The organism is Sphingopyxis sp. GW247-27LB (assembly GCF_002277025.1).
Lineage (GTDB): Bacteria > Pseudomonadota > Alphaproteobacteria > Sphingomonadales > Sphingomonadaceae > Sphingopyxis.
This window is the reverse complement of the sequence record NZ_NIWD01000003.1, coordinates 1-24,092: the sequence shown is the minus strand read 5'-3', so window position 1 is coordinate 24,092 and position 24,092 is coordinate 1. Positions and strand designations below refer to the sequence as shown.

General features: G+C 65.4%; 25 protein-coding genes and 2 tRNA genes. 12 read left to right on the top strand and 15 right to left on the bottom strand.

Annotation, left to right across the window (positions count from 1 at the left end):
* The first annotated feature begins 25 nt into the window (after positions 1 to 25).
* The gene (locus CD928_RS03910; RefSeq protein ID WP_095385329.1) at positions 26 to 1,000 is read left to right on the top strand and encodes a peptidylprolyl isomerase; all 975 of its coding nucleotides are present in this window, start codon (positions 26 to 28) and stop codon (positions 998 to 1,000) included.
* A gap of 29 nt (positions 1,001 to 1,029) precedes the next feature.
* Positions 1,030 to 1,344 carry a DUF1905 domain-containing protein gene (locus CD928_RS03905; protein WP_095385326.1) on the top strand — a complete coding sequence of 105 codons (315 nt, stop codon included), beginning with the start codon at positions 1,030 to 1,032 and terminating at the stop codon, positions 1,342 to 1,344.
* Here the strand turns inward: CD928_RS03905 and CD928_RS23695 are convergent.
* Positions 1,334 to 1,462 carry a hypothetical protein gene (locus tag CD928_RS23695; RefSeq protein ID WP_255247030.1) on the bottom strand — a complete coding sequence of 43 codons (129 nt, stop codon included), beginning with the start codon at positions 1,460 to 1,462 and terminating at the stop codon, positions 1,334 to 1,336. The genes CD928_RS03905 and CD928_RS23695 overlap by 11 nt on opposite strands.
* A gap of 117 nt (positions 1,463 to 1,579) precedes the next feature.
* On the opposite strand from CD928_RS23695, the gene CD928_RS03895 reads away from it, so the two are divergent.
* Positions 1,580 to 1,654, top strand: a tRNA-Thr gene (locus CD928_RS03895).
* 29 nt (positions 1,655 to 1,683) lie between these two features.
* Here CD928_RS03895 and CD928_RS03890 read toward each other — a convergent pair.
* A complete protein-coding gene (locus tag CD928_RS03890) occupies positions 1,684 to 2,061 on the bottom strand; it encodes a hypothetical protein (RefSeq protein ID WP_095385320.1) in 378 nt (125 codons plus the stop codon).
* A gap of 66 nt (positions 2,062 to 2,127) precedes the next feature.
* Positions 2,128 to 3,006: a LysR substrate-binding domain-containing protein gene (locus CD928_RS03885; protein WP_095385318.1), complete on the bottom strand. Its 879-nt coding sequence runs from the start codon at positions 3,004 to 3,006 to the stop codon at positions 2,128 to 2,130.
* Between the two features lie 206 nt (positions 3,007 to 3,212).
* On the opposite strand from CD928_RS03885, the gene CD928_RS03880 reads away from it, so the two are divergent.
* Complete coding sequence (locus CD928_RS03880) at positions 3,213 to 5,495, top strand: CDC48 family AAA ATPase (RefSeq protein ID WP_095385540.1); 2,283 nt, start codon at positions 3,213 to 3,215, stop codon at positions 5,493 to 5,495.
* Here the strand turns inward: CD928_RS03880 and CD928_RS03875 are convergent.
* Complete coding sequence (locus CD928_RS03875) at positions 5,492 to 6,793, bottom strand: MFS transporter (RefSeq protein ID WP_095385315.1); 1,302 nt, start codon at positions 6,791 to 6,793, stop codon at positions 5,492 to 5,494. The two genes, CD928_RS03880 and CD928_RS03875, sit on opposite strands and share 4 nt — an antisense overlap.
* A 140-nt stretch (positions 6,794 to 6,933) precedes the next feature.
* Between CD928_RS03875 and CD928_RS03870 the strand changes: the two genes are divergently transcribed.
* Positions 6,934 to 7,572 (top strand): class I SAM-dependent methyltransferase, encoded by a 639-nt coding sequence (locus tag CD928_RS03870; RefSeq protein WP_095385312.1) that lies wholly within the window; start codon positions 6,934 to 6,936, stop codon positions 7,570 to 7,572.
* A gap of 8 nt (positions 7,573 to 7,580) precedes the next feature.
* Here the strand turns inward: CD928_RS03870 and CD928_RS03865 are convergent, their stop codons facing one another.
* Positions 7,581 to 8,774 carry a phosphatidylserine/phosphatidylglycerophosphate/cardiolipin synthase family protein gene (locus CD928_RS03865; RefSeq protein WP_095385309.1) on the bottom strand — a complete coding sequence of 398 codons (1,194 nt, stop codon included), beginning with the start codon at positions 8,772 to 8,774 and terminating at the stop codon, positions 7,581 to 7,583.
* 135 nt (positions 8,775 to 8,909) lie between these two features.
* Here CD928_RS03865 and rpoZ point away from each other — a divergent pair, with 135 nt between their 5' ends.
* The gene (rpoZ, locus tag CD928_RS03860) at positions 8,910 to 9,254 is read left to right on the top strand and encodes a DNA-directed RNA polymerase subunit omega (RefSeq protein WP_095385306.1); all 345 of its coding nucleotides are present in this window, start codon (positions 8,910 to 8,912) and stop codon (positions 9,252 to 9,254) included.
* 49 nt (positions 9,255 to 9,303) lie between these two features.
* Here the strand turns inward: rpoZ and CD928_RS03855 are convergent, their stop codons facing one another.
* On the bottom strand, positions 9,304 to 9,936 hold the full coding sequence (locus CD928_RS03855; RefSeq protein ID WP_095385303.1) for a glutathione S-transferase family protein: 633 nt from the start codon (positions 9,934 to 9,936) through the stop codon (positions 9,304 to 9,306).
* Entirely contained in the window at positions 9,933 to 10,865 is a 933-nt protein-coding gene (locus CD928_RS03850) for a DMT family transporter (RefSeq protein ID WP_095385538.1), read from the bottom strand. The genes CD928_RS03855 and CD928_RS03850 overlap by 4 nt, the downstream gene beginning before the upstream one ends.
* A 130-nt stretch (positions 10,866 to 10,995) precedes the next feature.
* Here CD928_RS03850 and CD928_RS03845 point away from each other — a divergent pair.
* Positions 10,996 to 11,071 (top strand) — tRNA-Trp (locus CD928_RS03845).
* 302 nt (positions 11,072 to 11,373) lie between these two features.
* Here the strand turns inward: CD928_RS03845 and CD928_RS03840 are convergent.
* The 6 genes from CD928_RS03840 to CD928_RS03815 form a co-directional block, all read right to left on the bottom strand.
* Entirely contained in the window at positions 11,374 to 16,044 is a 4,671-nt protein-coding gene (locus CD928_RS03840; RefSeq protein ID WP_095385300.1) for a thermonuclease family protein, read from the bottom strand.
* Between the two features lie 2 nt (positions 16,045 to 16,046).
* Positions 16,047 to 16,457, bottom strand: a complete 411-nt coding sequence (locus CD928_RS03835) for a hypothetical protein (RefSeq protein WP_095385297.1) — start codon at positions 16,455 to 16,457, stop codon at positions 16,047 to 16,049.
* Positions 16,454 to 17,668 carry a hypothetical protein gene (locus CD928_RS03830; RefSeq protein WP_095385294.1) on the bottom strand — a complete coding sequence of 405 codons (1,215 nt, stop codon included), beginning with the start codon at positions 17,666 to 17,668 and terminating at the stop codon, positions 16,454 to 16,456. Before CD928_RS03830 ends, CD928_RS03835 begins: the two co-directional genes overlap by 4 nt.
* Positions 17,669 to 17,680: 12 nt before the next feature.
* Positions 17,681 to 18,622, bottom strand: a complete 942-nt coding sequence (locus CD928_RS03825; protein ID WP_095385291.1) for a hypothetical protein — start codon at positions 18,620 to 18,622, stop codon at positions 17,681 to 17,683.
* Between the two features lie 79 nt (positions 18,623 to 18,701).
* Positions 18,702 to 18,983, bottom strand: a complete 282-nt coding sequence (locus tag CD928_RS03820; protein ID WP_141237077.1) for a hypothetical protein — start codon at positions 18,981 to 18,983, stop codon at positions 18,702 to 18,704.
* Positions 18,984 to 19,301: 318 nt separating this feature from the next.
* Positions 19,302 to 19,544 carry a hypothetical protein gene (locus tag CD928_RS03815; RefSeq protein WP_095385285.1) on the bottom strand — a complete coding sequence of 81 codons (243 nt, stop codon included), beginning with the start codon at positions 19,542 to 19,544 and terminating at the stop codon, positions 19,302 to 19,304.
* Between the two features lie 626 nt (positions 19,545 to 20,170).
* Between CD928_RS03815 and CD928_RS03805 the strand changes: the two genes are divergently transcribed.
* The 5 genes from CD928_RS03805 to CD928_RS03785 all read left to right on the top strand — a co-directional run bounded on the left by CD928_RS03805 (position 20,171) and on the right by CD928_RS03785 (position 22,340).
* On the top strand, positions 20,171 to 20,776 hold the full coding sequence (locus tag CD928_RS03805; protein WP_095385280.1) for a hypothetical protein: 606 nt from the start codon (positions 20,171 to 20,173) through the stop codon (positions 20,774 to 20,776).
* Positions 20,773 to 21,276, top strand: coding sequence for a hypothetical protein (locus CD928_RS03800; RefSeq protein ID WP_095385277.1), 504 nt, complete (start codon positions 20,773 to 20,775; stop codon positions 21,274 to 21,276). The genes CD928_RS03805 and CD928_RS03800 overlap by 4 nt, the downstream gene beginning before the upstream one ends.
* The gene (locus tag CD928_RS03795) at positions 21,273 to 21,551 is read left to right on the top strand and encodes a hypothetical protein (protein WP_095385274.1); all 279 of its coding nucleotides are present in this window, start codon (positions 21,273 to 21,275) and stop codon (positions 21,549 to 21,551) included. The genes CD928_RS03800 and CD928_RS03795 overlap by 4 nt, the downstream gene beginning before the upstream one ends.
* Positions 21,548 to 21,745 carry a hypothetical protein gene (locus tag CD928_RS03790; RefSeq protein ID WP_095385271.1) on the top strand — a complete coding sequence of 66 codons (198 nt, stop codon included), beginning with the start codon at positions 21,548 to 21,550 and terminating at the stop codon, positions 21,743 to 21,745. Before CD928_RS03795 ends, CD928_RS03790 begins: the two co-directional genes overlap by 4 nt.
* Positions 21,746 to 21,863: 118 nt before the next feature.
* Positions 21,864 to 22,340 carry a hypothetical protein gene (locus CD928_RS03785; protein ID WP_095385268.1) on the top strand — a complete coding sequence of 159 codons (477 nt, stop codon included), beginning with the start codon at positions 21,864 to 21,866 and terminating at the stop codon, positions 22,338 to 22,340.
* Between the two features lie 362 nt (positions 22,341 to 22,702).
* On the opposite strand, the gene CD928_RS03780 is transcribed toward CD928_RS03785, so the two are convergent.
* Both CD928_RS03780 and CD928_RS03775 read right to left on the bottom strand, forming a co-directional pair.
* Positions 22,703 to 23,542, bottom strand: a complete 840-nt coding sequence (locus tag CD928_RS03780; protein WP_095385265.1) for a hypothetical protein — start codon at positions 23,540 to 23,542, stop codon at positions 22,703 to 22,705.
* A complete protein-coding gene (locus tag CD928_RS03775) occupies positions 23,542 to 23,733 on the bottom strand; it encodes a hypothetical protein (protein ID WP_095385263.1) in 192 nt (63 codons plus the stop codon). The genes CD928_RS03780 and CD928_RS03775 overlap by 1 nt, the downstream gene beginning before the upstream one ends.
* Positions 23,734 to 24,092 lie beyond the last annotated feature (359 nt).

Sequence of the window (24,092 nt, the reverse complement as noted above, 5' to 3'; positions counted from 1 at the left end):
CGGTTGGGCGTGGCAGACAGGCGCGATGAAGCAACTGCTCTTCGCGGCCACCGCCGCCCTCGCGCTCCTGTCCGCCGCCCACGCGCAAGACCCGGAGCCCGCGCTCTCGCCAGGGCAGGTCGTCGATGCGGCGAAGGCCGAGGAATGGACCGCCATCGCGCCCGCCGACCTGCTGGTGATGGACCTTGCGCCCGATACGGCCGGAAAGGCCCGCCACGTCGTCATCCAACTGATGCCCGAGCCATTCAGCCAGGGCTGGATCGGCAATATTCGCAAACTCGCCGCCGCGCACTGGTGGGACGGCACCAGCGTCTACCGGGTGCAGGACAATTACGTCGCGCAATGGGGTGACGCTGAAGGTGAAGATCCTGCGAAGGCGAAGCCGCTGCCCGAGGGCTTGGCGACGGTGCCGGAGAGCGATTATGCGCTGAGCAGGGACGACAAAAGGATCAAGTCGAAAGACTATGCGTCCGCCATCGCCAAATTCTGGCGATGGCATACCCCCAATCCTCTGCGCGATGCCTATGCGGGCGGTCAGGGACATTGGGCCGGATGGCCGCTCGCGAACGACAGTAAATCGATCTGGCCCGTCCACTGCTACGCGATGGTCGGTGTCGCGCGCGACATGTCGCCGAACACCGGCAGCGGATCCGAACTCTACACCGTCATCGGCCATGCGCCGCGGCATCTCGACCGCAACATCGCGCTCGTCGGCCGGGTGATCAGCGGGATCGAGAATCTGTCGAGCCTGCCGCGCGGGCCGGCACCGCTCGGCGTCTACGACGATGCGGCGCAGCGCGTGCCGATCGTTTCGGTGCGGCTCGCGAGCGAACTGCCCGAGGCAGAGCGGCCACGTTTCGAATATCTGTCGAGCGACAGCGAGAGTTTCGCGCGCTACGCCGAGGCGCGCGTCAACCGGCGCGATCCCTTCTTCATCCGGCCGGCGGGCGGGGCGGATATCTGCAACATTCCCGTGCCGATCCGCGCGGTGAAGAAGTGACTTCGATGCGAACGGTGTAGGCGCGCGCATTGGAGAGCATCACCGTCACGACGCCGCTGTGGCGCTGGCAGTCGGCGACCGCGCCCGCCGCCTGGTATTTCCTGACCATAGAGGGCGATGCGGCCGACGCCGTTCGCGTGGCGGCGATGACCGGCCAATGGCTCGACGGCCGACGCGGGTTCGGGTCGGCGCGGGTCGAGGCGCGGATCGGCGACAGCATCTGGAAAACCTCGGTCTTTCCGCACCGCGAAAGCGGCGGCTGGCTGCTGCCGGTCAAGGCAGCGATCCGCCGGGCCGAGAGACTGGTCGAGGATGAGGCGGTGACGGTGACCGTCAGTCTTTAGGCGCGCTTTCGGCCTTCTCCTCGCGCGCCCGTGCCTTGCGTTTCCGCAGGTTGGCGCGCAGTGCCTCGGCGAGACGGCGTTCGCGCTCAAGGTCGGCGGGGGAGGGCGGCTTGCTCATCGCGGCGCCATGCCCGTGAAATCGCCCGATCGTCAAGCCTCGCACCTTGACAGCGGCGGGGCGCCCCGCCATAGGCCGCGCCTGCCCGGCGGCGATGCGCCGCAGAGGGCTCCGGACGCTGCTGTAGCTCAGTGGTAGAGCGCACCCTTGGTAAGGGTGAGGTCGAGAGTTCAATCCTCTCCAGCAGCACCATTTTCCACCCTTTTTGGCGACGCTTCCGGTCAGGGCCGCCTGGCGGCGCCTTGCAGCCGCTGTGCCGCGGTCAGCGTGCGCAGCACCTCGGTTCGCATATCGAGTTCGCGCCGTTCGGAATCGGACAGCCCGTCAGCGCCATAACGGTCGGCGAGCGTTTCGATCATGCCGGCATCGCGCCGCAGCCCGCGCGCTTCGCGCTTCGTGAGTTCGCCCCGCTTGCGGCCGCCTTCGATGCGGTCGCGTGCCTCGCCCAGCTGATGGCCGAGCGAGGGCATGGTGGGCAGCGTGCCGCGGTCGACGATCCCCGGCATCGGTTCGGGGGCGGGGCCGGGCCCCGCGACGAACTGAGCCTGCGCGACCGAAGGCAAAGCCAGAAAAAGGGCAGGGAAAAGGATCGGGCGCATCAGAAGCCTCCGCAGCGGATGGGTCGGGACAATGCTTCGCCCGGTCGGCTGAACCCGCCGTGAACCCTATATCTTCGCGCCGAGCAGCCAGTCGTGGAACAGCTTCACCGCGGGCTGGCGGAGCGCGCGCGGGCGGCACACGAACCAGTAGCTGTAGGGGCTGTCGACGTCGAAATCGAAGAGGCGGGCGAGGCGGGGGTCCTGTGCGTCGTCGAAATGATGGCCGTGCATGAAGGCGACGCCGATGCCCTGCGCCGCGGCTTCGAGCATCAGCGGCCCCGAATCGAAGAAATCGATCCCCGCGGGTTCGAGATAGGGCATGCCGATCGCGTGCCTCCACTCGGCGAAGGTCTCTGGCATTTCGCGATGGAGCAGGATGGTCAGCCGCTGGAGTTGTTCGGGCACCGTGATCGGCCGTTCGCCGTCGGTGAGCGTGCGCGCCGCGATCGGGAAAATCTTGTCCTGGTCGAGCCGCGCCGCATAGAGCGCGGGGTCGATCGCGCGGGCGAGCGCGATCGCCGCGTCGATCCCTTCGCCGAGCCGCGCCTCGCCGTGCGAGAGCGTGTCGATGTCGATATGCAGTTCGGGATATTGCTGGCGCAGTTCCGGCAGTCGCGGAAAGAGGCGCTGCTGCGCGAAGAGCGGCAGGACGTTGAGGTGGAGCCGCAGCGAGGCGTCGGGGCTGCCGACGCGCGAAATGGCCCCGCGCAGATCGTCAAGGATCGGCGACAATTGCCCCTGCAGCGTGCGGCCCGCCTCGGTCAGCCGCAATCCGTGATGGTGGCGATCGAACAGCGGGCGCCCGACCGCATGTTCGAGCGTCTGGATTCGCCGCGACAGCGCCGGCATCGACAGGCCGAGCTCGCTCGCGGCAGCCTTCACCGTGCCGTGACGGGCGACCTCCAGAAAGGCTTCCATGCTGCTGAGGGGAGGGAGGCGTGCCATAATGTCTCTCGACCATGTGATGGCATGAGACCGGCGTGTGCGCCAGAGGCATTTGTGCAGTGCGGCATGAAACGCTTCTATATCGCGTTCGAGCGGTTGGGGGTCGAAATCACGGAACGACCGCCCTATCTTCGGCATTCTGACTATTTTGCGGGAGACACGCCTTGGCCGACGCACCGGTTAAAGAAAAGCAAGTCAAGCTCCAGGTGGCGAATGCGAGGGCCGAGGAAAGCGGGGGCGGGATCGCCCGCATCCCGCGATCGGCGATGGCCGAACTCGGGGTAACCGAAGGCGACGTGATCCAGATCAGCGGCAAGCGGCAGACGGCGTCGCGTGTCATGGCGCCCTATGCCGAGGACGAGGGGCTCGAAGTCGTCCGCCTCGATGGCCTCCAGCGCGCCAATGCCGGCGCGGGCGCGGGCGACATGGTGATGCTGAATCGCGTCGAGACGCGCCCAGCGACGCGCGTGGTGTTCGCTCCGGCGCAGGAAAATTTGCGGCTTCAGGGTTCGGCGAACGCGCTCAAGCGCAGCTTCTTCGGCCGCCCGCTCGTCGCCGGCGATACGGTCGCCACCGCGGGGCAGCAGCGCGTGTCGGCGGGCGACATGCCGCCGCAGCTCCGCCAGATGCTCAACGCGCCCGCCTATGCGCTCGCCGAAGTGCGCCTCAGTGTCGTGTCGGCGAGCCCCAAGGGCGTCGTCTTCATCGACGAAAATACCGAGGTCGAACTGCTTCCCGAATATCAGGAGCCGCAGGACACGCGGCGCACCGACGTCACCTACGACGATCTCGGCGGGCTCGGGGAGACGATCGACCAGCTGCGCGAGATGGTCGAACTGCCGCTGCGCTATCCCGAGCTGTTCCGCCGTCTCGGCGTCGACCCGCCGCGCGGCGTGCTGCTGCACGGCCCGCCGGGAACCGGCAAGACCCGGCTCGCGCGCGCGGTCGCGAACGAGAGCGAGGCGCAATTCTTCCTGATCAACGGCCCCGAGATCATGGGGTCGGCCTATGGCGAGTCCGAAAAGCGCCTCCGCGACGTGTTCGAGGCGGCGGCGAAGGCCGCGCCGTCGATCCTGTTCATCGACGAGATCGATTCGATCGCTCCCAAACGCGGGCAAGTGCAGGGTGAGGCCGAAAAGCGCCTCGTCGCGCAGCTATTGACGCTGATGGACGGGCTCGAACCGCGCACCAACCTCGTTGTCATCGCGGCGACCAATCGCCCCGACGCGATCGACGAGGCGCTGCGCCGCCCCGGCCGTTTCGACCGCGAGATCGTGATCGGCGTGCCCGACGAAAGCGGGCGGCGCGAAATCCTCGGCATCCACACCCGCGGCATGCCGCTCGCCGAGGATGTCGACCTTGCCGAGCTGTCGCGCACGACCTTCGGCTTCGTCGGCGCGGACATGGCGGCGTTGACCCGCGAGGCGGCGATCGAGGCGGTGCGGCGGATCATGCCGAAGCTCAACCTCGAGGAAGGGACGATCCCGCCCGAGGTGCTCGACGAGCTTCGCGTGACGCGCGAGGATTTCAACAATGCGCTGAAGCGCGTCCAGCCGTCGGCGATGCGCGAAGTGATGGTGCAGGCGCCGAAGACGCGGTGGAGCGACATCGGCGGGCTCGACGCGGCGCGCGACAAGATGATCGAGGGGATCGAACTCCCCTTGAAGCATCCCGAAGCGTTCCGCCGGCTCGGCATCCGTCCGGCCAAGGGCTTCCTGCTCTATGGCCCGCCGGGCACGGGCAAAACGCTGCTCGCCAAGGCGGCGGCGCGCGAGTCCGACGCCAATTTCATCGCGATCAAATCGTCGGATCTGCTGTCGAAATGGTATGGCGAGAGCGAGCAGCAGATCGCGCGCCTGTTCGCGCGGGCGCGGGCGGTGGCGCCGACGATCGTCTTCATCGACGAACTCGACAGCCTGGTGCCCGCGCGCGGCAGCGGCACCGCGGGCGAGCCGCAGGTGACCGAGCGCGTCGTCAACACGATCCTCGCCGAGATGGACGGGATCGAGGAGATGCAGTCGGTCGTCGTCATCGGGGCGACCAACCGGCCGAACCTGATCGACCCCGCGCTGCTCCGCCCCGGACGGCTCGACGAGCTGATCTATGTGACCGTCCCCGACGCGGGGGGCCGCAAGCGCATCCTCGAAATCCACACCGCGAAGATGCCGCTGGCGAAGGACGTCGATCTCGATGCGCTCGCCGGGCGCACCGATCGCTTCACCGGCGCCGACCTGGAGGATCTGGTCCGCCGTGCGGGGCTCGCGGCGCTCAAGCGCTCCATGCAGAGCGACAGCGTGACGATGGAGGATTTCGAAGCCGCGCTCAAGGATACCCGCGCCTCGGTGACCGAGGCGATGGAGCGCGACTATGAAAAGATCCAGGGCGAGATCAAGCAGCAGGCGATGAGCGTCAACCCGATCGGCTTTTTCGCGCCGGGTATGCTCAAGCCCGTGCGCGAACAGAAGCACGGCGACGAGCCGCAGGATTAGGAGTGCGGGGGCTGGTCCTGCCGGAGTGCGGACCAGCCCCACGCCACCAGCCAGGCGCAGAAACCCGCCATCAGGCCGTAAGCGGCCATCGCGTGCCAATTATAAAGCAGCACGCCGATCGCGGGCGAGACGATATAGGCCGACCCGTTGATCGACGCGGTCATGCCCGCGACCGCGCCCTGGTGCCGCCCGGTGACCGCGAGCGATGCGCCCGCGGTAAAGCCGGGGCGGAACAGGCCGAAGCCGAGCGATCCGGTCGCGAAGCCGATGACGATCGCGTGGAGATCGGGTGCGAGGCCGGTCATCACCGTGCCCGCCGCCCCAAGCGCCGCGCCGACCAGCACGGTGGCGCGTGGCGTCATCTTGAGTAGCGGAATCAGCCCCCATTGCGCGAGCAGGGTCGCGAAGGCGCCCGCCATCAACACGATGCCGGTGATCGCGGCGGCTTCGTCGGGGTTGGCCCTGAGATTTAGCCGGTCGAGGATCAGAAAGCCGATGACGCCGAGCATCATCGCCTGCGCCTGGCCGCCGAACAGCCCGGCGAGCAGCCACGGCCGCACCCGGCGGTCGGTCCAGCGCAGCGGCGGCAGCGCCGCCTCGTCGGTGTCCTCCTCTTCGTCGCGGCGCGCGGTGTCGGCGAGGCCCGAGGCAGGGTAGGGCGCGATCGACCCGCGCGCGGCGAATCGCGGCGTGTCGTTGGGCAGCCGCCAGCGCAGCGTGATGAGAACGGCGAGGGCGATCAGCGCGAAGACGAGGAGCGGCCCCGCCAGCCCGACAACGGGCAGGATGAAGAAGGGCGCGACCGCGGGCCCGATCACCGTCCCGAGCCCGAAGGACGAGGAAACGAGCGACAGCGCCTGCGTGCGCTCCTCGGGGTCGGTGCGCGCAGCGACATAGGCCTGCACCGCGGGCGGCGAGGCCGAGCCGAACCCGCCATAGAGGCTGCGGAACAGCGCGAAGATGATGAAGGTGGCGCCGCCCGCCAGCAGGCCCGACAGGCCCGCCCACAGGGTCAGCCCGCACAGCGCCATCGACGACAGGAAACCGATCAGCCCGAGCGCCATCAGCGCCTTGCGCCCGCGCTTGTCCGACTGGCGCGCCCAATGCGGCGCCGTGAGCACCCAGAGCAGTGCCGACCAGCTGAACGCCAGGCTGACCCAGACGTCGGGAATATGCAGCTTGGCGCCGATCGCGGGGAGGATCGACTGCATCGCGGTGTTGCCCGCGGCCGCGACGAGCATGATCGCGAAGAGGACGGCCATCCGGTCATTGGGGATCGAACGCGATATCGCCGTCATGCCGCCCCTTCCGTTCGCCGCAAACCCGCCTCTCCCTACACGCGACGCGCAATCTGTCCAGCGCCAAGCCCATATCTTTCCTTGCGCTGGGCCGCCGATTTTGCCACCGACGAGGAAACCGCAACAACGCGAAAGCCATCATGACCAATCCGCGGGCGCAGGCCCAAGAATCGAAGATCGCGCTGCCCCGCCGGGTGCGCGAGCGGCTCAAACGCTTTTTCGGGCCGTGGGGCATGTTCGTCCGCGGTTTCATCAAGCATCCGGTCATGGTGGGGTCGATCGTCCCGTCCTCGCCGACGCTGATCCGGCACATGCTGCGGCCGGTCGATTGGAAGAACAGCAAGCTGTTCGTCGAATATGGTCCCGGCGTCGGCACCTTCTGCCGCCCGGTGCTCGAACGAATGGCCGGCGATGCGACGCTGATCGCGATCGACACCAACGAGGATTTCATCGACTATCTGCGGAAGGACATCCGCGACAGCCGCTTCATCGCCGTCCACGGATCGGCCGCCGACGTCGAAGAGATCATCGCGGCGCACGGTTTCGAGCAGGCCGACTATGTCCTCTCGGGCCTGCCTTTTTCGACGCTCCCCGCGGGAGTCGGCCCGGCGATCGCCTCGGCGACGCACCGCGTCCTGCGCCCCGGTGGCGCCTTTCTCGTCTATCAGTTCCGCGCCCGCGCGCGCGATTTCCTCGCGGCGCATTTCCAGCGCATCGACAATGCGTTCGAGTGGGTGAATGTCCCTCCCTGCTTCCTCTTCTGGGCCTGGAAGGACTGAGAAACGGCTCAGATCGTTTCGAGGTCGGGCTCGGCGAGCCCGAAATTGAGCCGGCGCGACACCGTATAGTCGGCGACCCCGACGACGAACCACGCAAGGGTCCAGCGCAGCCGCGTCAACCAGCCCGCCCGCGCCTTGTGCGATTGGCGCGTGATCACCTCGCAATCGGGCTCCAGCCCGGCGACGAAATCGCGCATCGTCGCGGCGAATTCGGCATCGTCGATGCGCAGCATGACCTCGACGTTCACGAAGAGGCTGCGCGCGTCGAAATTGGCCGATCCGATATAGGTGACATTGTCGATCACGATCAGTTTCAGGTGCAGCTTGCACGGCTGATATTCCCAGACCTCGGCTCGCTTGCGCAGCAGATAGCCGTAAAGGAGCCGTGACGCACCGACGGTCGCGGCATTGTCCGACCGGCCCGCCATGACGAGGCGCGCATGGCCCTGCCGCGCGACGCGCCCCAGCCGCCGAAGCATCCCCTGGCCGGGCGAGAAATAGGCCATCGCCATGTCGAGCCGCCGGGCCTGATCGAGATCGCGCCGCACCGCGCGCGCCCAGGGCGAGAGCCGCTGCGTCGGCCCGCCGACGAGCCATGCGACGGGGCCGCCTGCGGCCGGCCACTCGCGGATCATCCGGCGCAGCATCAGGAGCTTGCCGTCATTGGCCACCGTATAGGCGTGGATCTGCTCGAACCATGCCGCGGCCTTGGCGACCGAGGGACCTTCGACGACGAGCCCCAGGTCGAACCAGCATTTCCTGCCTGGCGGGCTCAGATAATGTTCGGCGATGTTGAAGCCGCCGGTGACGGCGATCGTCCCGTCGAACAGGATCAGCTTCTGGTGGTTGCGGATCAGATAGCTCGATCGCCAGCGGCGCGAAAAGAAGATGACCTCGCCGCCCGCGGCGCGGAGCGGCGCGAACAGGCTGTCCGGCGTGTCCGACGATCCGAAGCTGTCGATCACCGCGCGTACCCGCACGCCGCGTCCCGCCGCATCGACCAGCCGCGCGACGACCTCGCGCCCGGCGGGATCGTCGTCGAAGATATACATGATGATGTCGATGCTGCGCGCCGCGCCGTCGATCAGCGCGCACAATCGCGTCAGCCGGTCGGCGCCGTCGAAGAGCAGTTCGAGCCGGTGCCCCGCCACGTCGGCCGTCAGCCTTTGCGGCGGCGGAACGGAAGCGGCGGCATCGATCATGCCCCGCTCATAGGCCGGCCGCCGCAGGGCGGGCAAGCGAGCGGTTCGATTGACATTCGCGCGCCCCGCTGCTAGCGCGCAGCGCTTGCCGCCAGACCCCCAGGGTGCTGGCCTCTCCTCGATCAAGGAATTACCATGGCCCGCGTTACCGTCGAAGATTGCGTCGACAAAGTATCCAACCGTTTTGATCTGGTCTTGCTCTCGGCGCACCGCGCCCGCGAGATTTCGGGCGGGTCGGAACTGACCATCGACCGCGACCGCGACAAGAATCCGGTCGTCGCGCTGCGCGAGATCGCCGAGCAGACCGTGCGCCCGAAGGAACTGCAGGAATCGCTCGTCGGCACGCTGCAGAAGGTCGTGGTCGACGACGACGACACCCCCGACGAAATCAGCTCGATCAGCCGTTCGGCCGAAGCGCTTCGCCTGACCGCCGCGGCTCCGCCGCGCAGCCCGGCCGGTGGCGGCGCCGATTTCGAATAAGCATCGGCAACGAGAAAGCAGAAGGGCCGCGGGAAACCGCGGCCCTTTTTCATTCCGCTTGGCCCACGTTCTGCCTCGCACGCGCCCGCGCGAAGCCGTCGCGCGCCAAGCACCGCGCCAGCCATGACTTCGTGGCTTCGCCCAGCACATCCTCGGCATCGAGCGTCGTCGCGAGGAAGGCCGCATAGCCGATCGCGATGTCGGCGATGGTGAAGCGCCCCGCGACGAGCCACTCGCGCCCGTCGGCCAGCGCCGCCTCGATGCTCTTGGCGCGGCCGCCGAAGAAGGCCTTGTAATCCTTGACCGCCTGGGCGAGCCGCCGCGCCTCCGGCTCGACGCGCGTGTAGCGGATCATGATCGCGAGCGGGAAGGTCAGCGTCGCATCGCTCCGGTGCAGCCAGTTGCGATACGCCCAGTAATCGGCCTCGTCGCGGCGCACCTCGAGCGGCGTCCCGTCGGCGATGCGCTCGCAGATCGCCGTCGATTCGGTCATCAGCCGCCCATCCTCGACCCAGCCCGGCACCGTCATCAGCGGGTTCACCGCGCGATAGTCGGGGGCGAAGGCACGCGGCGGGAAAGGGAGGAGGCGAAGGTCGATCTCCATCCCCGCCTCTTCGGCCGCCCACAGGCAGCGCAGCGACCGCGCGTCGGGACAATGATAGAGGATCGGCGTGGCACTCATGCGGTGATGTCCTTCTGCCGTTCGATGTGCAGCCGGTGCTCGCGCCAGGCGATGAAGAGCCCGCTGACGATGATCAGCGGCGCGCCGACCCAGGTCGTGTCGGCGGGGAAGGTGCCGAAGAAATACCAGCCGAAGGCGATCGCCCATAGCAGGCTCGAATAGTCCATCGGCGTCACCACCGCTACCGGAGCGAGCCGCAACGCCCCGGTCAGCGACATCTGCACGACCGCGCCGAGCAGGCCGAGCCCGATCAGTATCGCCCATTCGGACGCGCTGTGCGACGTCATCACGAAGGGCAGCGTCACGCTCAGCGGGACGAGCGAGATCAGGCTGAACCAGAAGACGATCGACATCGGGCTTTCGGTGCGGCTGAGGTCGCGGACCTGGATGGTGATGAGCGCGGTCATGACCGCGCCGCCGAGCGCGATCAGCGTGCCGAGGCCATGATCGCCGCGAAATCCGCTTGCGACGACCGTGGTCGGGTTGAGCACGACGAGCACGCCGAGGAAGCCGATGAGCACGGCGCTCCAGCGCTGCCATCCGGTCGGTTCGCCGAGGAACAGCGCGGCAAAGATCACCGCGAAGATCGGCACCGACAGGTTGATCGTCGTCGCCTCGGCCATCGGCAGAAAAATCATGCCGCCGAAATTGAGCGCCATGCCGGTGAGTCCCATCATCGCGCGGCGTGCGTGGGTGCCGGGGCGGCGGGTGCGGAACATCGACAGCCCGCCGTGCGTCATCGCCCAGCCGACGAGCAAAGGCAGCACGATGGCCTGCCGCCAGAACAGGCTTTCGACAATGTGGATGTCCGCCTCGGCCGCCATCTTCACCAGGACGAACATCGCCGACAGGCTCGCCATCGCGAGCAGGCGAAGCGCGATGCCGCCCAGATAATGTTGCGGAACCTCGGGATGCGGGGCGGCGGTCATGTGCGGCCAGCGCATATCAGCCTGGGAATGCTTTGCAAGCTATCGATCTTGCCGGCTCGCCCTTTGCGATGCGCCGATGCAATCCGCTTGCGCACCTGCCCCCGATGCGGCTAAGGGCGGCGTCCGGCCTAGGGGTATAGCTCAGCTGGTAGAGCATCGGTCTCCAAAACCGAGGGTCGCGGGTTCGAATCCTGCTGCCCCTGCCATTATTTCAATGGCTTAGCCGGAATGTGGCGAGGTAGAGCAAGGCGATACCTCGCCGGATAATCACCAGATAAGCGCCGCGTTGAGATTCGAGCCGCAATCGGCGCCTATGTCGGAGAAATCGGGAAATCGCATCGAACCGCGCCTATTAATCGGATTGCTCGATTATACCCGTTGCGGTATAGAAATGGACAGGGGAAGCGGGTTTGCGACCGAAGACGGCCATCCCCCTTAATGCCAGTCGCGGGCGCTGCCCCGATGGCGGCCAGATCGTCCCAGCCGCTTCCCTCACTTTCCACATGCCCTATTGCACCGGAACGAAGCCCTCCGGGATCGGCGGCATCGCTTCAAAGCCCGGCGGCGGCGGCGCCTTGCGGCGTTGGCCCTTCTCCGGCCGCGAGGTCGGGATCGGCACACCGGCAAGGACGTTCGCCTTCGTGCGCGCTCGAGCCTCCTTCATCACATGAGCGATGGCCTTGCGCTGCCCCTCGGCGTCCTGCTCGCGGTAGCCCGGTTGCTTGATAAGCTCCGAAACCCATTGGTGCGCTGTCTGGCCGCTCAGCATCCGCCAGCGGTCCATTTGCTCGGGCGTCATGTTGTCATCGTCGGCAGGGAGATTGATCGGTGCGTCGAGCCTGATCGCTTCCCACGTCGCGGGATCGGCTTTCGCCGTGCTGGTCCAGATCGGGGACATGATATCAGGTCCGACCCCGCCCTCTTTCTCAATCGGGCGCCCCCAAACGTCGCGCTTGGGCAGGAGATTATCGGACAGCCCCGGCACCCGGGACTGCACATAATCGAGCGTGCTCTCGGTTTCGCGCATGGCGGGGTCGACCGTGCGCGCGACCTGCGCAACGCCGGTCGGCACTGTGGCCGATCCGGCAAAGCGGTCGATGAAGTTGCCCCCATAGCGTTCGGGGTCGTCGATGGCCGCGACAATATCGGATACACCAGCGAGCCAGGTCTTATTTGACAGGTTGCCCATGATACTCGCCCACACGAGCGCGGCGCCCTTGGCCTTCTGGCCTTCGCTCATGCCTTCGCCCAGCGTGGCCATGTCTGCCGCAGCGCCGACCGTCAGGGCGAAGGGATCAAGGCGCTGATAGCTGTAGAACTTGTCGCCAATCTTGACGCTGTAGGGCTGCCAGCCATCCGCCATCATCAGCGCGCGCTTGTTCCTGTCACGCGGGGCCGATCCGGTGATATAGCCCTGTTCGGCGAGGTAGGCGAACAACGTTCCCATAGCCGTGCCAACGGCAGCCCGCGCAACAGCCAGATCACGCCGCGCCCCGCCAGCCGCGAAATCCTTACGCCATTCGCGCAGGATCGGAGCCGCCGGGGAACGCTCGATCGCGAATTTGAACAGGTTGGTCGGCGTGCGAATGAATGGAAGCACCGCTTTGGTGATCGGCAGGTCGTTCGTGAAGGCCGCAATCTTGGAAGCATGGGGACCAAGGGGACGCTGGAAGGTGACATACCGGCCATAGTCCATCACCTGCTCCCACATATCGCCGGTGGGGTTGCTCAGCAGTTCGGCGACACGGCGGCGGCCATCCTCGCCGCGCAACCCTTCCTTGCGGGCTTGGCGGATTGCAAGGCCGGTCAATTCCATGCGGCGGGCCATGCCCTTGAACAATTCATCCTCGGCGGTGAGGAAGCGAGACGGCAGGCGCACAAACTCCCCCTTCTTGCCGCTGATGGCCTTCTGCGATTGCGCCTCGACTTTGGTAACAAAGTCTCGGGGTTCGCCAGTGCGGAACGCATAGGCGGCTTCGCGCATCCCCTCCTTGGCGCCTTGGATCAGAGCGGTTGCGCGCGAAGCCACTTCGGTAAAGGAAATGCGATCCTCGGCAGCGCGGCGCGCGCTCGGGGTCAACGACCGGAGCTTGCCAATCCCGGCAGCGATTGCATGTTCGGGGATCTGTGACAGGCTGGTCATGGTATTGCTGAGGATGTTGACCGCATGCGTCTGCGGCCCCGACAGCAGGAAATTATACCACAGCTCAAGCAGCTTATCTTTGAACTTCGGCTTGCTCGCGACCTCGACAAAGCGATTGAGGCTGGCAGGGTCGCGCTCAAGCGTGATGATCGCTTCCGCTGCGTCCTTTAGGCGCTGCGGGCCGCCGCCTGCATTGGCGAGTCCTTCCAGCACATGCCCCGGAACGTCGCGGCTGTTGGCGGTCATACGGAACGCCGACAGAGCGCGGCCCGCTTCTGCCGTCATCCCCGAGACCTGTTCCTGAATAGCGGCATGGCGAAGCAGTGCCTTGCGGAACGCGGCAAGGGCTTCGGAGCCCGGATCATCGCCCATCGAGCGGAGGCGGCGGGCCATATTGACCAGTTCGTTGCCGGACTTGGCAAGGATCGCGCGGGCCGCATAGGCTTCTTCCGCGCTGAATGCCTGCCCCTTGCGGCGGGCAAGTAGATCGTCTGGCGTCATGCCTAGGTCCTGGGCAAGTGCCTGCGTTTCGGCAAAGCTGATCTTGCCGCGCCGTGCGGCATCAAACCCGCCGGCCACATTGTCAGCGATCTTGAGCGCCTGGCCGATCTCCTGCGGTGTATCGAGCTTATCGACCTGGATATTCCCGACCTTCGACACGACGGCGTTATTCCAGTCGTCATAGGCCGTTGCCGGGGGCGTGTTGGCAATCATGTCGTCGAGCGTAGCGGGCTTGCCAACGTCATCGACCAGCGGCGCACCCTCCTGCCGTGCGCGTTCGACTGCGAGGCGCTGATCGCGGGCGCCCTCGAAAGCCTGAATCTGCCCCTCGTCCTCGGGGCGGAACCGGCGACCGACACCCCGATAGGTGTTATCCAATGCCGCGAGAAATTCCGCGTTGGTCGGCGGGGCATCCAGATCGGGAAAATAGCCCTCGTCATAGGCGCGCTGTGCCGCTTCTTCGAGACTCAGCCCTTCGGGGTTCACCAGCTTGCCAAGGCGGTTCTCGCCCCCGGCAAAGTCATCGCCCTTGCGCGCCGCGTTGCTGATCCCGGCTGCCGTCAGCTCGCCGCCTTCGTCGCGCACGCCGTTCAGAGAGCGCATGAAGGTCACAAGGTCGGCAGGCCCTTTGCGCGTGATGGTCGCATCAGGGTTTGCGCGGGAGGGGTATTGCGTCGTCTCAAGATAGTCGCGCTCGCGGGGTGCCGGGACTTCGGGATAAACCCCATCGCTGATCCGTGCCGCTTCTTCGAGCGATTGCACTTCGTTGGCGGGGCGCGGCAGAACGTCGCCCGGCTCCACCCGTGCCGCCGCCACCCGCAACATCGCATCGCTGGGGCCGTCGAGCAACCGCGTGGCCTGGTTCGCCGAAACGTTGATCACATCGGGCTGGTGGGGCGACGAAACCGAGGGCAGCGCGTCGCCGCTCATGTTGGCCGCGCCAACGGGCGGGTCAGCGGCTACCGGCTGCGCAATCTGAAACCCCGGAGGGGGTGGCGGCAATTCTTCGGCGGAACGAAAAAGGCGCTCTGCGCCCTTGCGGATGAGCGGGGCGCCCACATCGATCACCTTGCCGACCGCCGCGCCGCCGACCGCGCCGATGGTCGCGTTGACCGGGACGTTGGCGAGGCGCTGGCCTAGCGTGCCGTCGCCCGAGCCGAACCCGTAGATTGCGCCCTCTACCGCGCCAGCCTTGGCAAGCCCGGTGGCGCCGCGCACCCCGCTACCGAACGGCAGGGCTACGCCGCTGACAAGCTGGCCACCGCCCCGATAGAAGGGATGTTGCGTCTCGTCATAGTCGATGATGGCGCGGTTCTGGCGCGCGTTGTTGTCGTAAATTTCCCCGAACGACCGGTCGCTGTTCCAGATGCTTTCCCGGTTCTCAGTGCCGCCGATCGTATCCACCACGGCCCCCATCTCATCGAGGAAGCCGAGCGGATCGCCGAAGCCGCGGGCGGCTGCGCCCAAGCCTTCGTCACCGGGGTCGATGATCGGCAGCGGGATCGACGCCGCCTCGCCCTTGGCCCGCGCCGCGAAATAGGCGGACACGTCGCGGGGATCGAGCGTCATCCCCTTGGAGCGAGCATATTCCAGCACCTTGGCCTGATCGCCGCTCTTGAGCAGGTCGCGGAACCCCTGCGCATCCTCGGGGCGCATCCCCGAGAATGCGATCAACTCCTGCAATTCGCGCTGGGACTCGGCATCGAGCACGCCGTAATCGACGGACGGGGAGAAGCCTTCGCCCTTCCGCACGCTCTCGATGAAATCGGGATTATCGCTCGGCTCAATGTCCGTCACGCCCAGATCATTGCGGAACCAGTCGCGATATTGCTTGAGCGAGAAATTCGGATTGCCCGCCTGCGAGGCGATATAGCGGGCAATCTTCCCTTCCTGCTCGGGCGTCAGGCGCTTGAGCTTCGGAGCGTCGGCGGGAAGCTGGTCGTCAAAGGCCAGATACTCATCGGCCGCGAGCTTGGCCGTGCGCGTCGTCAGGGGGCGCCGGTAAGCATCGGGCCTTATGTGCGCCGTGCCGAACGCCCCTTGCCGGTTAAGGCGGCCGAGCCGTTCCGATTCCATATAGGAGGCGGCGCGCTCCGGGTCAGCGCTCAGATACTCGGGCGCGGCATAACCCTGCCCCGCACGGAGAAGCGCGTTCACCGGGTCTTGGCCCGCCACCGTCAGGCCGACAACTGGGCGGCCATAGCTTTGAGGCCCTACACCGATCACCGTGGTTCGCGGGGTGGCGAAGGCCGCCAGCGCATTCATGGAGTCCGAGCCGAGCGCAACGGGGGTGCCGTCCGCACGGTAGCCCATCTGGTCGCGCTCGAAAGCGTCATAGCCACTCAGGCGCCCATTGAGGGGGCCGAGCGCGTTGGGCGGCGGCTGCAGTTGGATCGTGTCGCCGTCGATCGTGCGCCCGGTGGCGGTGTAGCTCCTGCCTGGCGTTTCGCCGGACGTGGACCGGTCGCGGGACCTTCGACGCGGCGGCGCGCGCTCGACGGTAAAACCTGGCGGCGGCGGTGGCAGATCGGCCAAGGTTACGGCTCCTCCCAAAAGCGGCGGGCGCTTCCCGCGTGCGGCAGGGTGTCAGGATCGGCGTTCTCATTCGCCGCAAGGTAGGCGCCCAGGATTTCGCCAATCGATCCCTCGGGGGCTTTGTCGCAAGCCACGTCCGCTGTGCCGAGCGCGACACCGCGCATCATGGTTGCGGCGTCAAATTCGCCCACGTCATCGAGCAGGTCGCCAAGCTGAGCCCCGAGCGTGACCACGAGACCAATCGCGGCCAGATCGCCTTGAGCGGCGGCGAGGCGTGCGAACGTCAGCCCTTCGACGGTTGAAACCAGCGGACTGCCGCCTTCCATCGTAGACGCGGAGAGCGCAGCCTTAGCGAGCTGCACGAGCGCGCGCGTATCGCCGCCCGCTTTGCGGAGATATTCGAGACCGGTCATTGCGCAGGAACCCACTGTCCACCGCGAACGACCATGCGGGACCCATCGGGGCCGACCGCCACAGGTTCACCCGGCTTGACCTTGGCAGGGGCATTGCCGCCCCGCTTGCCACTGCCTGCAGAAAGGCGGCGCTCGCGGCTCGCGGAGGTCTCGGCGCGCTGCTGGGCAATGCCGGTGCGGCGTTCGCGCTCGCGGATCAGGCTTTCCGTGTTGCGGTCCTGCCGTTCGTTGTCGGCCTCTATGTCCGCAATCCGCGCCTCTGCGGTGAAACGGCGGTCGATCGCTGCGAGGCGCTGCGAAATGTCGAGCGCCTGCAACTGCAATTGACGGATGCCCTCTGGGCCGGGGTGCGTGCCGGGAACCATGCTGCGAATGTCGATGCCAAGCGGGGCCGTCGCCTGTTCGACGCGGGCCAGAATCTGCTTGTAGGTCGCGTCATCGCCCGCGTTGCTCAGCGCCTCGGACGCCCAGCGAAACGCCTTCACCGAATCCTCCATTGCATCAAGGGTATGCTCGCGCTCCTCGCTCTGGATTTTCATCGCCTGCACCGGGTCAATCTGCATCATCCGGCGAAAGGCAGCATTGCGCGCGTTAGGATCGGGGCTGTTGGCGGCGCGTTCGATTTCGGGGGGCAGCGGGGTATCGGCCTGCGGAGACTGCCCCGTCATATCCGCCTGCATGTCATCGGGAAGCATGGCGTTCGGATCGACCGGGACCATCGCGCGGCCCGAGGTAACCGGCACATCGGGCATGTTGTTTGCCGTCGCCCCGTTGACGTTCGCGGTGGACAGTGCGGCGTCAACGCCACTCCGACCGATGCGGGCCCGCCAATCTGCGGGCGGGGGCGGCGCGTCGCTGATCGGCGGCGGCGGTTCGGTTGCCTGGCCAGCAATCGGGCGCTGGGGCATGAGCGCATTCATGCCGGCACCGGCCCCGTAATAATCGGCCAGCGCGTTGCGAAACTGGGTTTCGCGCGATCGGTCCTGCCGGGCCTGCTGGAACTGGACGAGATGCGCGGCGGCGTCCGGCGCGAGGCGCGCGAGAGCGTTCAGGCTGGCAGGGGCCGCGTTCGGATCGGCCATCAGTTCTTGCAGGGCGGCGCCCGTTGCTCCCCTCACCCTGTCCGCCCGGAAGCGGTCAAAGATGGCCTGCGACATTTCGGCGCCTCGCTGGGCGGCGTTCGGATCGAGAATGCCCCAATTGATGGTCATGTTGGCCGCTCCTTAGTAGATCGAACCGGCAGCAATGCCGTAGTCGTTGCGAGGGGGGGCGAAGCTGCTGGAAAAAAGGCCGTTGGCGATGCCCGATCCGATGTTGCCGAAGGCGTTTCCAACCGCGCCCCACATTTGGGCATTGGCGTTGCCCGAGGCCAGCGCGTTGGCACCGATCGCACCGGCAGCGTTGTTGTTGTTGTTCGTGATCGCGTTGACCAAGTTCGTGCCGACGCCCGCCTGAGCGTTCGCAGCCGAGAGCCCCTGATTGCTCACGCTGAAAAGGCTGTTCAGATAGTTGTTAAATTCGCCGCTCGCGATGTTCTGACCAAATTCCCCAAAGGCTTTCATGGCCGCGCCGGACCTTAGCGTTCCCTTGCCAGCAAACCCCGCATTGAGCGCCCGCGCGCCTTCGTTGACGCGGAAATTATAGCCCGTCGAATTGCGGTAGTTCGAAAAAGCGTCCTGATATTGCTGGTTCGGGTCGGCGTAGTTGGTCTGTGCCGGACGAATGTCGTTTGCCTGCGTCGAGACATGGCCGCCGGTCGGCGCGCCGAAATCTCCGAGCAGAGCGTTGCGCCCGTAGTCGGGCCCCTTGACCGGATTGAAGCCAACCCACCCGTCAGCGGGCCTATAACCGGTGGTCCCGCCGTAGATCGGCGTTCCGGCAACCGTCGAATTGGGCAGCGTGTTGTCATTTGCGGAGGACGGTAGCCCGATGCCGAGCAAGGCATTGATGGCCTGCCCTGCCGCGTTGCCACGCTGTTGCCAGGGGGCAAGGGCGGCTTGGTTCTTGGCGTATTGCTCGCGGGCGAGCGCGTTATTCTGCGCGGTCGCGTCAAGCTGCGCCTGAGCGGCGGTTTTGCTCGCCTTCTTTTGCGCCTTCGATGAGAGGATGGCGCCACCGATGGCTCCCGCCCCCGAAATAAGGCCACCGACTACTGATGCGGGCATAGGTCATTACTCCAGTCAACGTCATGGCGGGCCGCCGGACGCGCCCCGAGGCTATCAGTAAGGGCAGAAAGGGCGGCCATCAGTGGACCGTCACCATAAACGGCGCGGATACTGCGGCTCCGAGATCGCCCGCGATCATGGACGCCAGCGCCGTGAGGCCGACCGGATCTCGCGCGAGATCGAGGAAGGGTTGCGGGACCGCGCACAGCCGATCGAGAACGGCCAGCACGTCGAGCCGGTAATGCTGGGCAATGTCATGCGCGAACCGGAGCAGGGCGAGATTATCCAAGCTGAAATGGCGGGGCTCGAACGCGACGGACGCGAGCCCCTGCGATGCATCAGTGCGCGGAATATTCTGCATGATCCGCCTCCCGGCTGAATAGGCGCCGACCAGCGAGCGCGGGGCATGGATCAAGGGGCGGGTGGCGTCGGACCCCTTGCCTATAATCGGAGATTTCGCTGATCGACGCCATGCCCTGCATGGTAGAAGAATCCGCCGGAAAGATCAATATATTGGCACTTAAAATGCCAATTGTTTTCGGCGGTTTTCCGGCGGATTCACATTCCCTTCGCGCGCGTTTCTTCTCTATAGAAAGGAAGGGTGAAAAAGGTTCGCGTGCGCAGCGCGGAAACGTCCAGAAAAACCCGCATGGCCCGAAATTGGCCCGCAGAGGGGGTGTTATTGAGGCTTAGCCTGCTCGCCAGCGCCCCAGCGGTAGAGCGCATAGCCGGGGACGGCGAGGATGATCGGCAGCATCGTCAGGCCAAACTTGCTATCTTGCAACAAGGTAACCACCGACCAGTTCGCCAAGCTGGGGTAGGACGCAAGCGGGCTCCAATCCAAAAAGAACCCAGCCCATATCCAGAGGCCGACGCAGGCCACCATCCATGCAATCCCGATGATCCTTGCCGCCTGCCGCATATTCGTTCCTCCCGCGCGGAGTTTCGCGCAGCAGCCCGAGCGCGTCAAGATTGCGCCTGGCACAGGACAGGGATGGCAGGGCTCAGTTGTCGACCAAATGGCGAGATTTGCGACCGAGTGAATCCTAAAATCTATCTATATCAGCGGTATAGCTAAGTCGACGAATAGAGGATCATTCTGGGACGGACACCCCGACGCGACCGGCGCGCCGGGTGAAGTCCGCGCCAGCATGGGCCAAAGCCTTTCGCATCGCCTCGACCGATTCAGGCGCGACGGATTTGCCCAGCTCGAACCGGGCGCAAGTCATTCTGCTCACCGACGATGCCGCCGCAAGATCATGTAGCGACCATTGGAGCGCAGCGCGCGCCATTCGGGATTGCGTCGGTGTCATTGTGTTACCGATAGTATCATTTCAGGGTTGACGCAACCGGATTAACCCTGTTACTTATCGTTTCACCTTGGGAGTGTCCCAAGGCGGGCCGAGGCAGGATTGCAGTCCTGACCCCGACCCTGATCGCAACCCTTGATCAAGAAGGGATACGACTATGGGAGCTGATAGCACCCGTGCGCCTGCTGGCGCCACCACCTTAACCACAAGCGATGATCGCCAAGGAAGGGGGTGCGAAATGACCGCCCCGAAGAACATGGCCGAAGCCATCCGCAATGTGCGCCTGATCGATGGAGCATGGGAAAACTGGCAGAACCAGCAGCCCGCCGACGACGCACCGCAAGATGAGGGGGATGCTTGGCAAATCGGCTGGGACACCTTCGGTTCAGCGCATGAAGCGGCGAGCGATATCGTGCGCGGTATGCCGTGCGACAATCTGTCCGACGCGGCGACCAAGGCGCGCTTCCTCGTCAACGAGATGGAGGAATGCTCCGAGCCGTGGCGCTGGGCCGCTCTCGATATGCTGGCGACCGACCTCGCACGGATGATCGACCGCCCGACGCAAGACGCCTTCGCGGTCAAGATGCGGGCTTATGAGCGCGCGGTGCAAGACTGCAACGAGGCGAAGGCCTCTGGCGCAGACGATGCCGTCATGGGCCCGCTGTATAGCGCCGCCTTCGACTGCGGTAAGGCTGTCATGCTCGAACCAGCCCCCGACATAGCGGCTCTGATCGAGAAGCGCCGCATATTCGACGCGCTGCAATACGACGAGGACGCGGACGCACCCACCGTCACGCATCGCCTGTTCGCTGACGCCATCGCGCTCGCGGGAGGTGCAGCATGAACCGCGCTCGCAACTTCCCGCCGTCGCCCACCTTTGCCGCGTTGGCGCGGACGGTGGGGACGCAGATCGCTGACCTCGAATGCTCGGAGGACCAGTCGGACGAGGCGACAAGTCGGCTCGGCGATGCCTTCGACGCGAGCGAGAAGGGGCTGACCCTGCGGCCGGTCGTGTGCATCGGCGATTTGCTGATGAAGGTCGAAATCCTCGCGACGATCGCCGAGCATAGCGAGGTGAGCATCGAGGAATGGCAGGCGCTCGCCCGCGATGTCGTCAGCCTCAACGGCCCCGGCATTGCGTTCAACCCCGAGGCATGGCTTCGGCGCTGGACGAACAGAGGGGGCGGGTATGTCCGCACCGACAGCGGCCTTTCGTTCATCACGCCAGAACCGCCGACGACCCAACAGCGGCTCTTGCTGGACGATTTGCAACGAGCGGAGGGGCAGCAGGCGGTTGCCGCTGTGATCGACGGCGTTCCGGCGCGGAAAGGTGCGGCAGCATGAGCGCGCGCATGGCTGTCTATGTTGGTCGGGGGGTGTCACTCCCCGCCGATATCGCCCTGTCGCTCATCCCGTCGCTGCCGCGCCCGCATCTGGAACGGCTGGTGCAGCAACTCATCGACCGGCTGGACGATGGCGACGGCGACCCGGACCTTGAGGATGAAACCGATCACAGCGCCAGCGAGGATGACGCGATGCCGTTGATCCAGACCGGTCCCGGTTGCTCGATCGCGGACCCCGATATCAGCACCGAAGAATTATGGGAGTTTGAACAATGAGCGAAGGCTACACCCTTCTGCGCCGCGTGTCCGCTTTCCTGAATGAAGCTGAAATGCCGCCGTCCCTGTTCGGTCGCGAGGCCGTGCGCGATCCGCAGTTTGTTTTCGATCTTCGCAGGGGGCGCAATCCGGGCCGAAAGGTCGTCACCCGAGCCGATGCCTATATGCAGGCTTGGCGGAACGAGCACCGCTAGCGGCCGACTGATACGAAAGGACCATTCTGGGGCGGTTGCGGATGACGCAGCCGCCCCTTTGCATTAAGCACTTCCGAGTGCGGGCAAGGGAAGCCCGCGGGATGATGGAGGGGGATTCATGTATAGAATTGATGATTTGGCGGTCCTTAATCCCAGCATCGCCGAGGCAGGAAAATTGCTTCTGCAGCCGGTCGGCGAAACGACGAAACCTGCGCTCACGATGAGGGTTGTCGACGGCACGCGGGAAGTCCCCGCCCTGTTGCATTTCGAACCCTCAAATTTTGGCGCCTACCAGATCAAAGCAGCGACAGGCGCCAAATGGATCTCCGTTGAGCACTGGGAGCTTCGCGTTGACCCGGAATCATCATATACCTCGTTCCAAGGCCACCTGATACCGGGCGACGCGTTTTTATGGGGCGGACAGACTGGATTCATTGCCAATTTTAACTTTTCGACTGGCTACGTTTCAACCGAAGGACAGTTGATGGAAGGAGGCTCCTGGGACGACTACACGGGCTTTCGCAGGTGGCAAATATTGGTGTGGCCTGATCCAGAGTCCGAGCCGATTGCACTGATCGACCGCAACCCCGGCTAAGAGTGAGTGAAGCCAGTGCCCACGCGTTGCTTTTTATGGCGTCCAAAAATTCGGAAATTCTCCGTGAGCCTTCCCGCGTAGATCTGGTCGCGCCCTCCGGTATTGCCCGGTAAAAAACGGCCAGTTTCGCTATCCTTCGCGGGAGGCGCTTCCGCCATGCTCGACCTCCGCCCACTGTATTATCAGTTGCCGACATATCGACTGCCATCAGCGCCCCCCCCCTTTTTAGGGCCTGACAAAATTCGATTCCTCTCCTTTTTACGGTGTCCGAAAACTGCGCTTAGTGGCGTCCAAAAATTCGCCAATTCCCTTCTCGAGCCTGCGCGGACAGGTCCAGAAAGGGGTATATGCAAAACTGTTCGTCACGCAGCTTCAGACAACGCGAAGGCGCCCCGCCGACCAAGCTCCAGATGAAGCGGCGCGCGGTAGCTGTCGGGCAGGCCTCGCCCATTGCGGAATTTGCTCATGGTTCCGGCTGGCATGTTGATCGCGAGCGCGAGGGAGGTCGCTGTCACCTCGCCAGCCTCGACCAGCCGATTGAGGGCCGCCCGCAGTTCGTCGGATGATCCGAGGCTGTTTCCAACATCAGGATCGACATCTTCGATGGGCTCATACTGGTTACTTATATGGGCTGCGGTAGCCTCAACGCGGAAACGTCCTCTAACACGGCGGGTTTCCGTCGGTTGCGTTGCGGTAGCCTCAACGCGAAATTTCCTTCGCGTTGCGGTAGGCTCAACGGGTTTCCACTCTCGCGTTGCGGTAGCCTCAGGACCAATTTTTTCCATGTTTCCACTTTTCGGCGGCGCGGGAGGCGTCCAGTCCCGCCATTCATTCGTTGCCTGCTGCCCCGGAGCATCGCCTGTGGAGATGAAGGTCAGGCGATATTCCCGAGCTTTGCATTTGACGTGGCTCGCGTTCGCCATGCACTCGACGAATCCCCGTTCCATCAATTCTCCCATGGCGCGCGAATTGGCGCCGTGGTTCTGGTTGCCCAGCGCAGCGCCAAGGTTATCGATCGACAGGCCGATGCGCCCATTATTGAAGCCGTTGAACCGCTCCGCGAGCACTAGGAACGCCGAGCGTGCTCGCATCGAGAGGCTTAGGAAGGCTGGACTTTGCAGGAGATCGAGCGGGATCGAGACAAAGCGACCCCTTGCATCGACCTTCTGATAGCCAGAGCGATGATGGCGCTTCTTGCCCATCAGGCACCGCCCCCCTGTGTCTCGTCGATCACCGGCAGGCCGAGATGCGTTGCGATGATGCGCGCCGCCGTCTGAGCGGATAGGTGGCCGACGTGAGTTTCAGAAGCGAGCGGGATGGCCGGGGCCGCGTCAGGCGGCTCGACCCGAACGCGGTAAATCCCCTTGCTGTGGGTCAGGTGGACAGCCGCCATCACGCGACCTCTCCAAACAGGTCGCCTTGGGGATCGGCGGCGCTCGGCACATAGCGTTTCGCCACCCACAGATTGACACGGACGCCAGCGTTGCCCGGAGTGAGGACGCCCCGCTTCACAATCTTCCCTTGCCGCTTCAACTCGCTCAGTCGAGCGCGACAGGTCGAGAGGTCGGGGAACGGAGCGCCTGGCGCTGCAAACACGTCATTGGCCTGTCAAACGGCGTTCAAAAGGGACCCCCTATCGGCGTCGAAGAGGGACCCCCTTTTCGGATATGATGCCGGTTAGTTGAGGGTCGCCTTGCGCTGCGTGCGGCGGAGGGCGGGCGTAGCCCGACCGGAGGCGCGCGCAGCGCAAGA

Bases quoted from the DNA above. Each gene is read 5' to 3' on its own strand.
- CD928_RS03910 (WP_095385329.1), top strand. From the start codon at position 26: ATGAAGCAACTGCTCTTCGCGGCCACCGCCGCCCTCGCGCTCCTGTCC.
- CD928_RS23695 (WP_255247030.1), bottom strand. From the start codon at position 1,462: ATGAGCAAGCCGCCCTCCCCCGCCGACCTTGAGCGCGAACGCCGTCTC.
- CD928_RS03890 (WP_095385320.1), bottom strand. From the start codon at position 2,061: ATGCGCCCGATCCTTTTCCCTGCCCTTTTTCTGGCTTTGCCTTCGGTC.
- CD928_RS03885 (WP_095385318.1), bottom strand. From the start codon at position 3,006: ATGGCACGCCTCCCTCCCCTCAGCAGCATGGAAGCCTTTCTGGAGGTC.
- CD928_RS03875 (WP_095385315.1), bottom strand. From the start codon at position 6,793: ATGACGGCGATATCGCGTTCGATCCCCAATGACCGGATGGCCGTCCTC.
- CD928_RS03870 (WP_095385312.1), top strand. From the start codon at position 6,934: ATGACCAATCCGCGGGCGCAGGCCCAAGAATCGAAGATCGCGCTGCCC.
- CD928_RS03865 (WP_095385309.1), bottom strand. From the start codon at position 8,774: ATGATCGATGCCGCCGCTTCCGTTCCGCCGCCGCAAAGGCTGACGGCC.
- rpoZ (WP_095385306.1), top strand. From the start codon at position 8,910: ATGGCCCGCGTTACCGTCGAAGATTGCGTCGACAAAGTATCCAACCGT.
- CD928_RS03855 (WP_095385303.1), bottom strand. From the start codon at position 9,936: ATGAGTGCCACGCCGATCCTCTATCATTGTCCCGACGCGCGGTCGCTG.
- CD928_RS03850 (WP_095385538.1), bottom strand. From the start codon at position 10,865: ATGACCGCCGCCCCGCATCCCGAGGTTCCGCAACATTATCTGGGCGGC.
- CD928_RS03835 (WP_095385297.1), bottom strand. From the start codon at position 16,457: ATGACCGGTCTCGAATATCTCCGCAAAGCGGGCGGCGATACGCGCGCG.
- CD928_RS03830 (WP_095385294.1), bottom strand. From the start codon at position 17,668: ATGACCATCAATTGGGGCATTCTCGATCCGAACGCCGCCCAGCGAGGC.
- CD928_RS03825 (WP_095385291.1), bottom strand. From the start codon at position 18,622: ATGCCCGCATCAGTAGTCGGTGGCCTTATTTCGGGGGCGGGAGCCATC.
- CD928_RS03820 (WP_141237077.1), bottom strand. From the start codon at position 18,983: ATGCAGAATATTCCGCGCACTGATGCATCGCAGGGGCTCGCGTCCGTC.
- CD928_RS03815 (WP_095385285.1), bottom strand. From the start codon at position 19,544: ATGCGGCAGGCGGCAAGGATCATCGGGATTGCATGGATGGTGGCCTGC.
- CD928_RS03805 (WP_095385280.1), top strand. From the start codon at position 20,171: ATGACCGCCCCGAAGAACATGGCCGAAGCCATCCGCAATGTGCGCCTG.
- CD928_RS03800 (WP_095385277.1), top strand. From the start codon at position 20,773: ATGAACCGCGCTCGCAACTTCCCGCCGTCGCCCACCTTTGCCGCGTTG.
- CD928_RS03795 (WP_095385274.1), top strand. From the start codon at position 21,273: ATGAGCGCGCGCATGGCTGTCTATGTTGGTCGGGGGGTGTCACTCCCC.
- CD928_RS03790 (WP_095385271.1), top strand. From the start codon at position 21,548: ATGAGCGAAGGCTACACCCTTCTGCGCCGCGTGTCCGCTTTCCTGAAT.
- CD928_RS03785 (WP_095385268.1), top strand. From the start codon at position 21,864: ATGTATAGAATTGATGATTTGGCGGTCCTTAATCCCAGCATCGCCGAG.
- CD928_RS03780 (WP_095385265.1), bottom strand. From the start codon at position 23,542: ATGGGCAAGAAGCGCCATCATCGCTCTGGCTATCAGAAGGTCGATGCA.
- CD928_RS03775 (WP_095385263.1), bottom strand. From the start codon at position 23,733: ATGGCGGCTGTCCACCTGACCCACAGCAAGGGGATTTACCGCGTTCGG.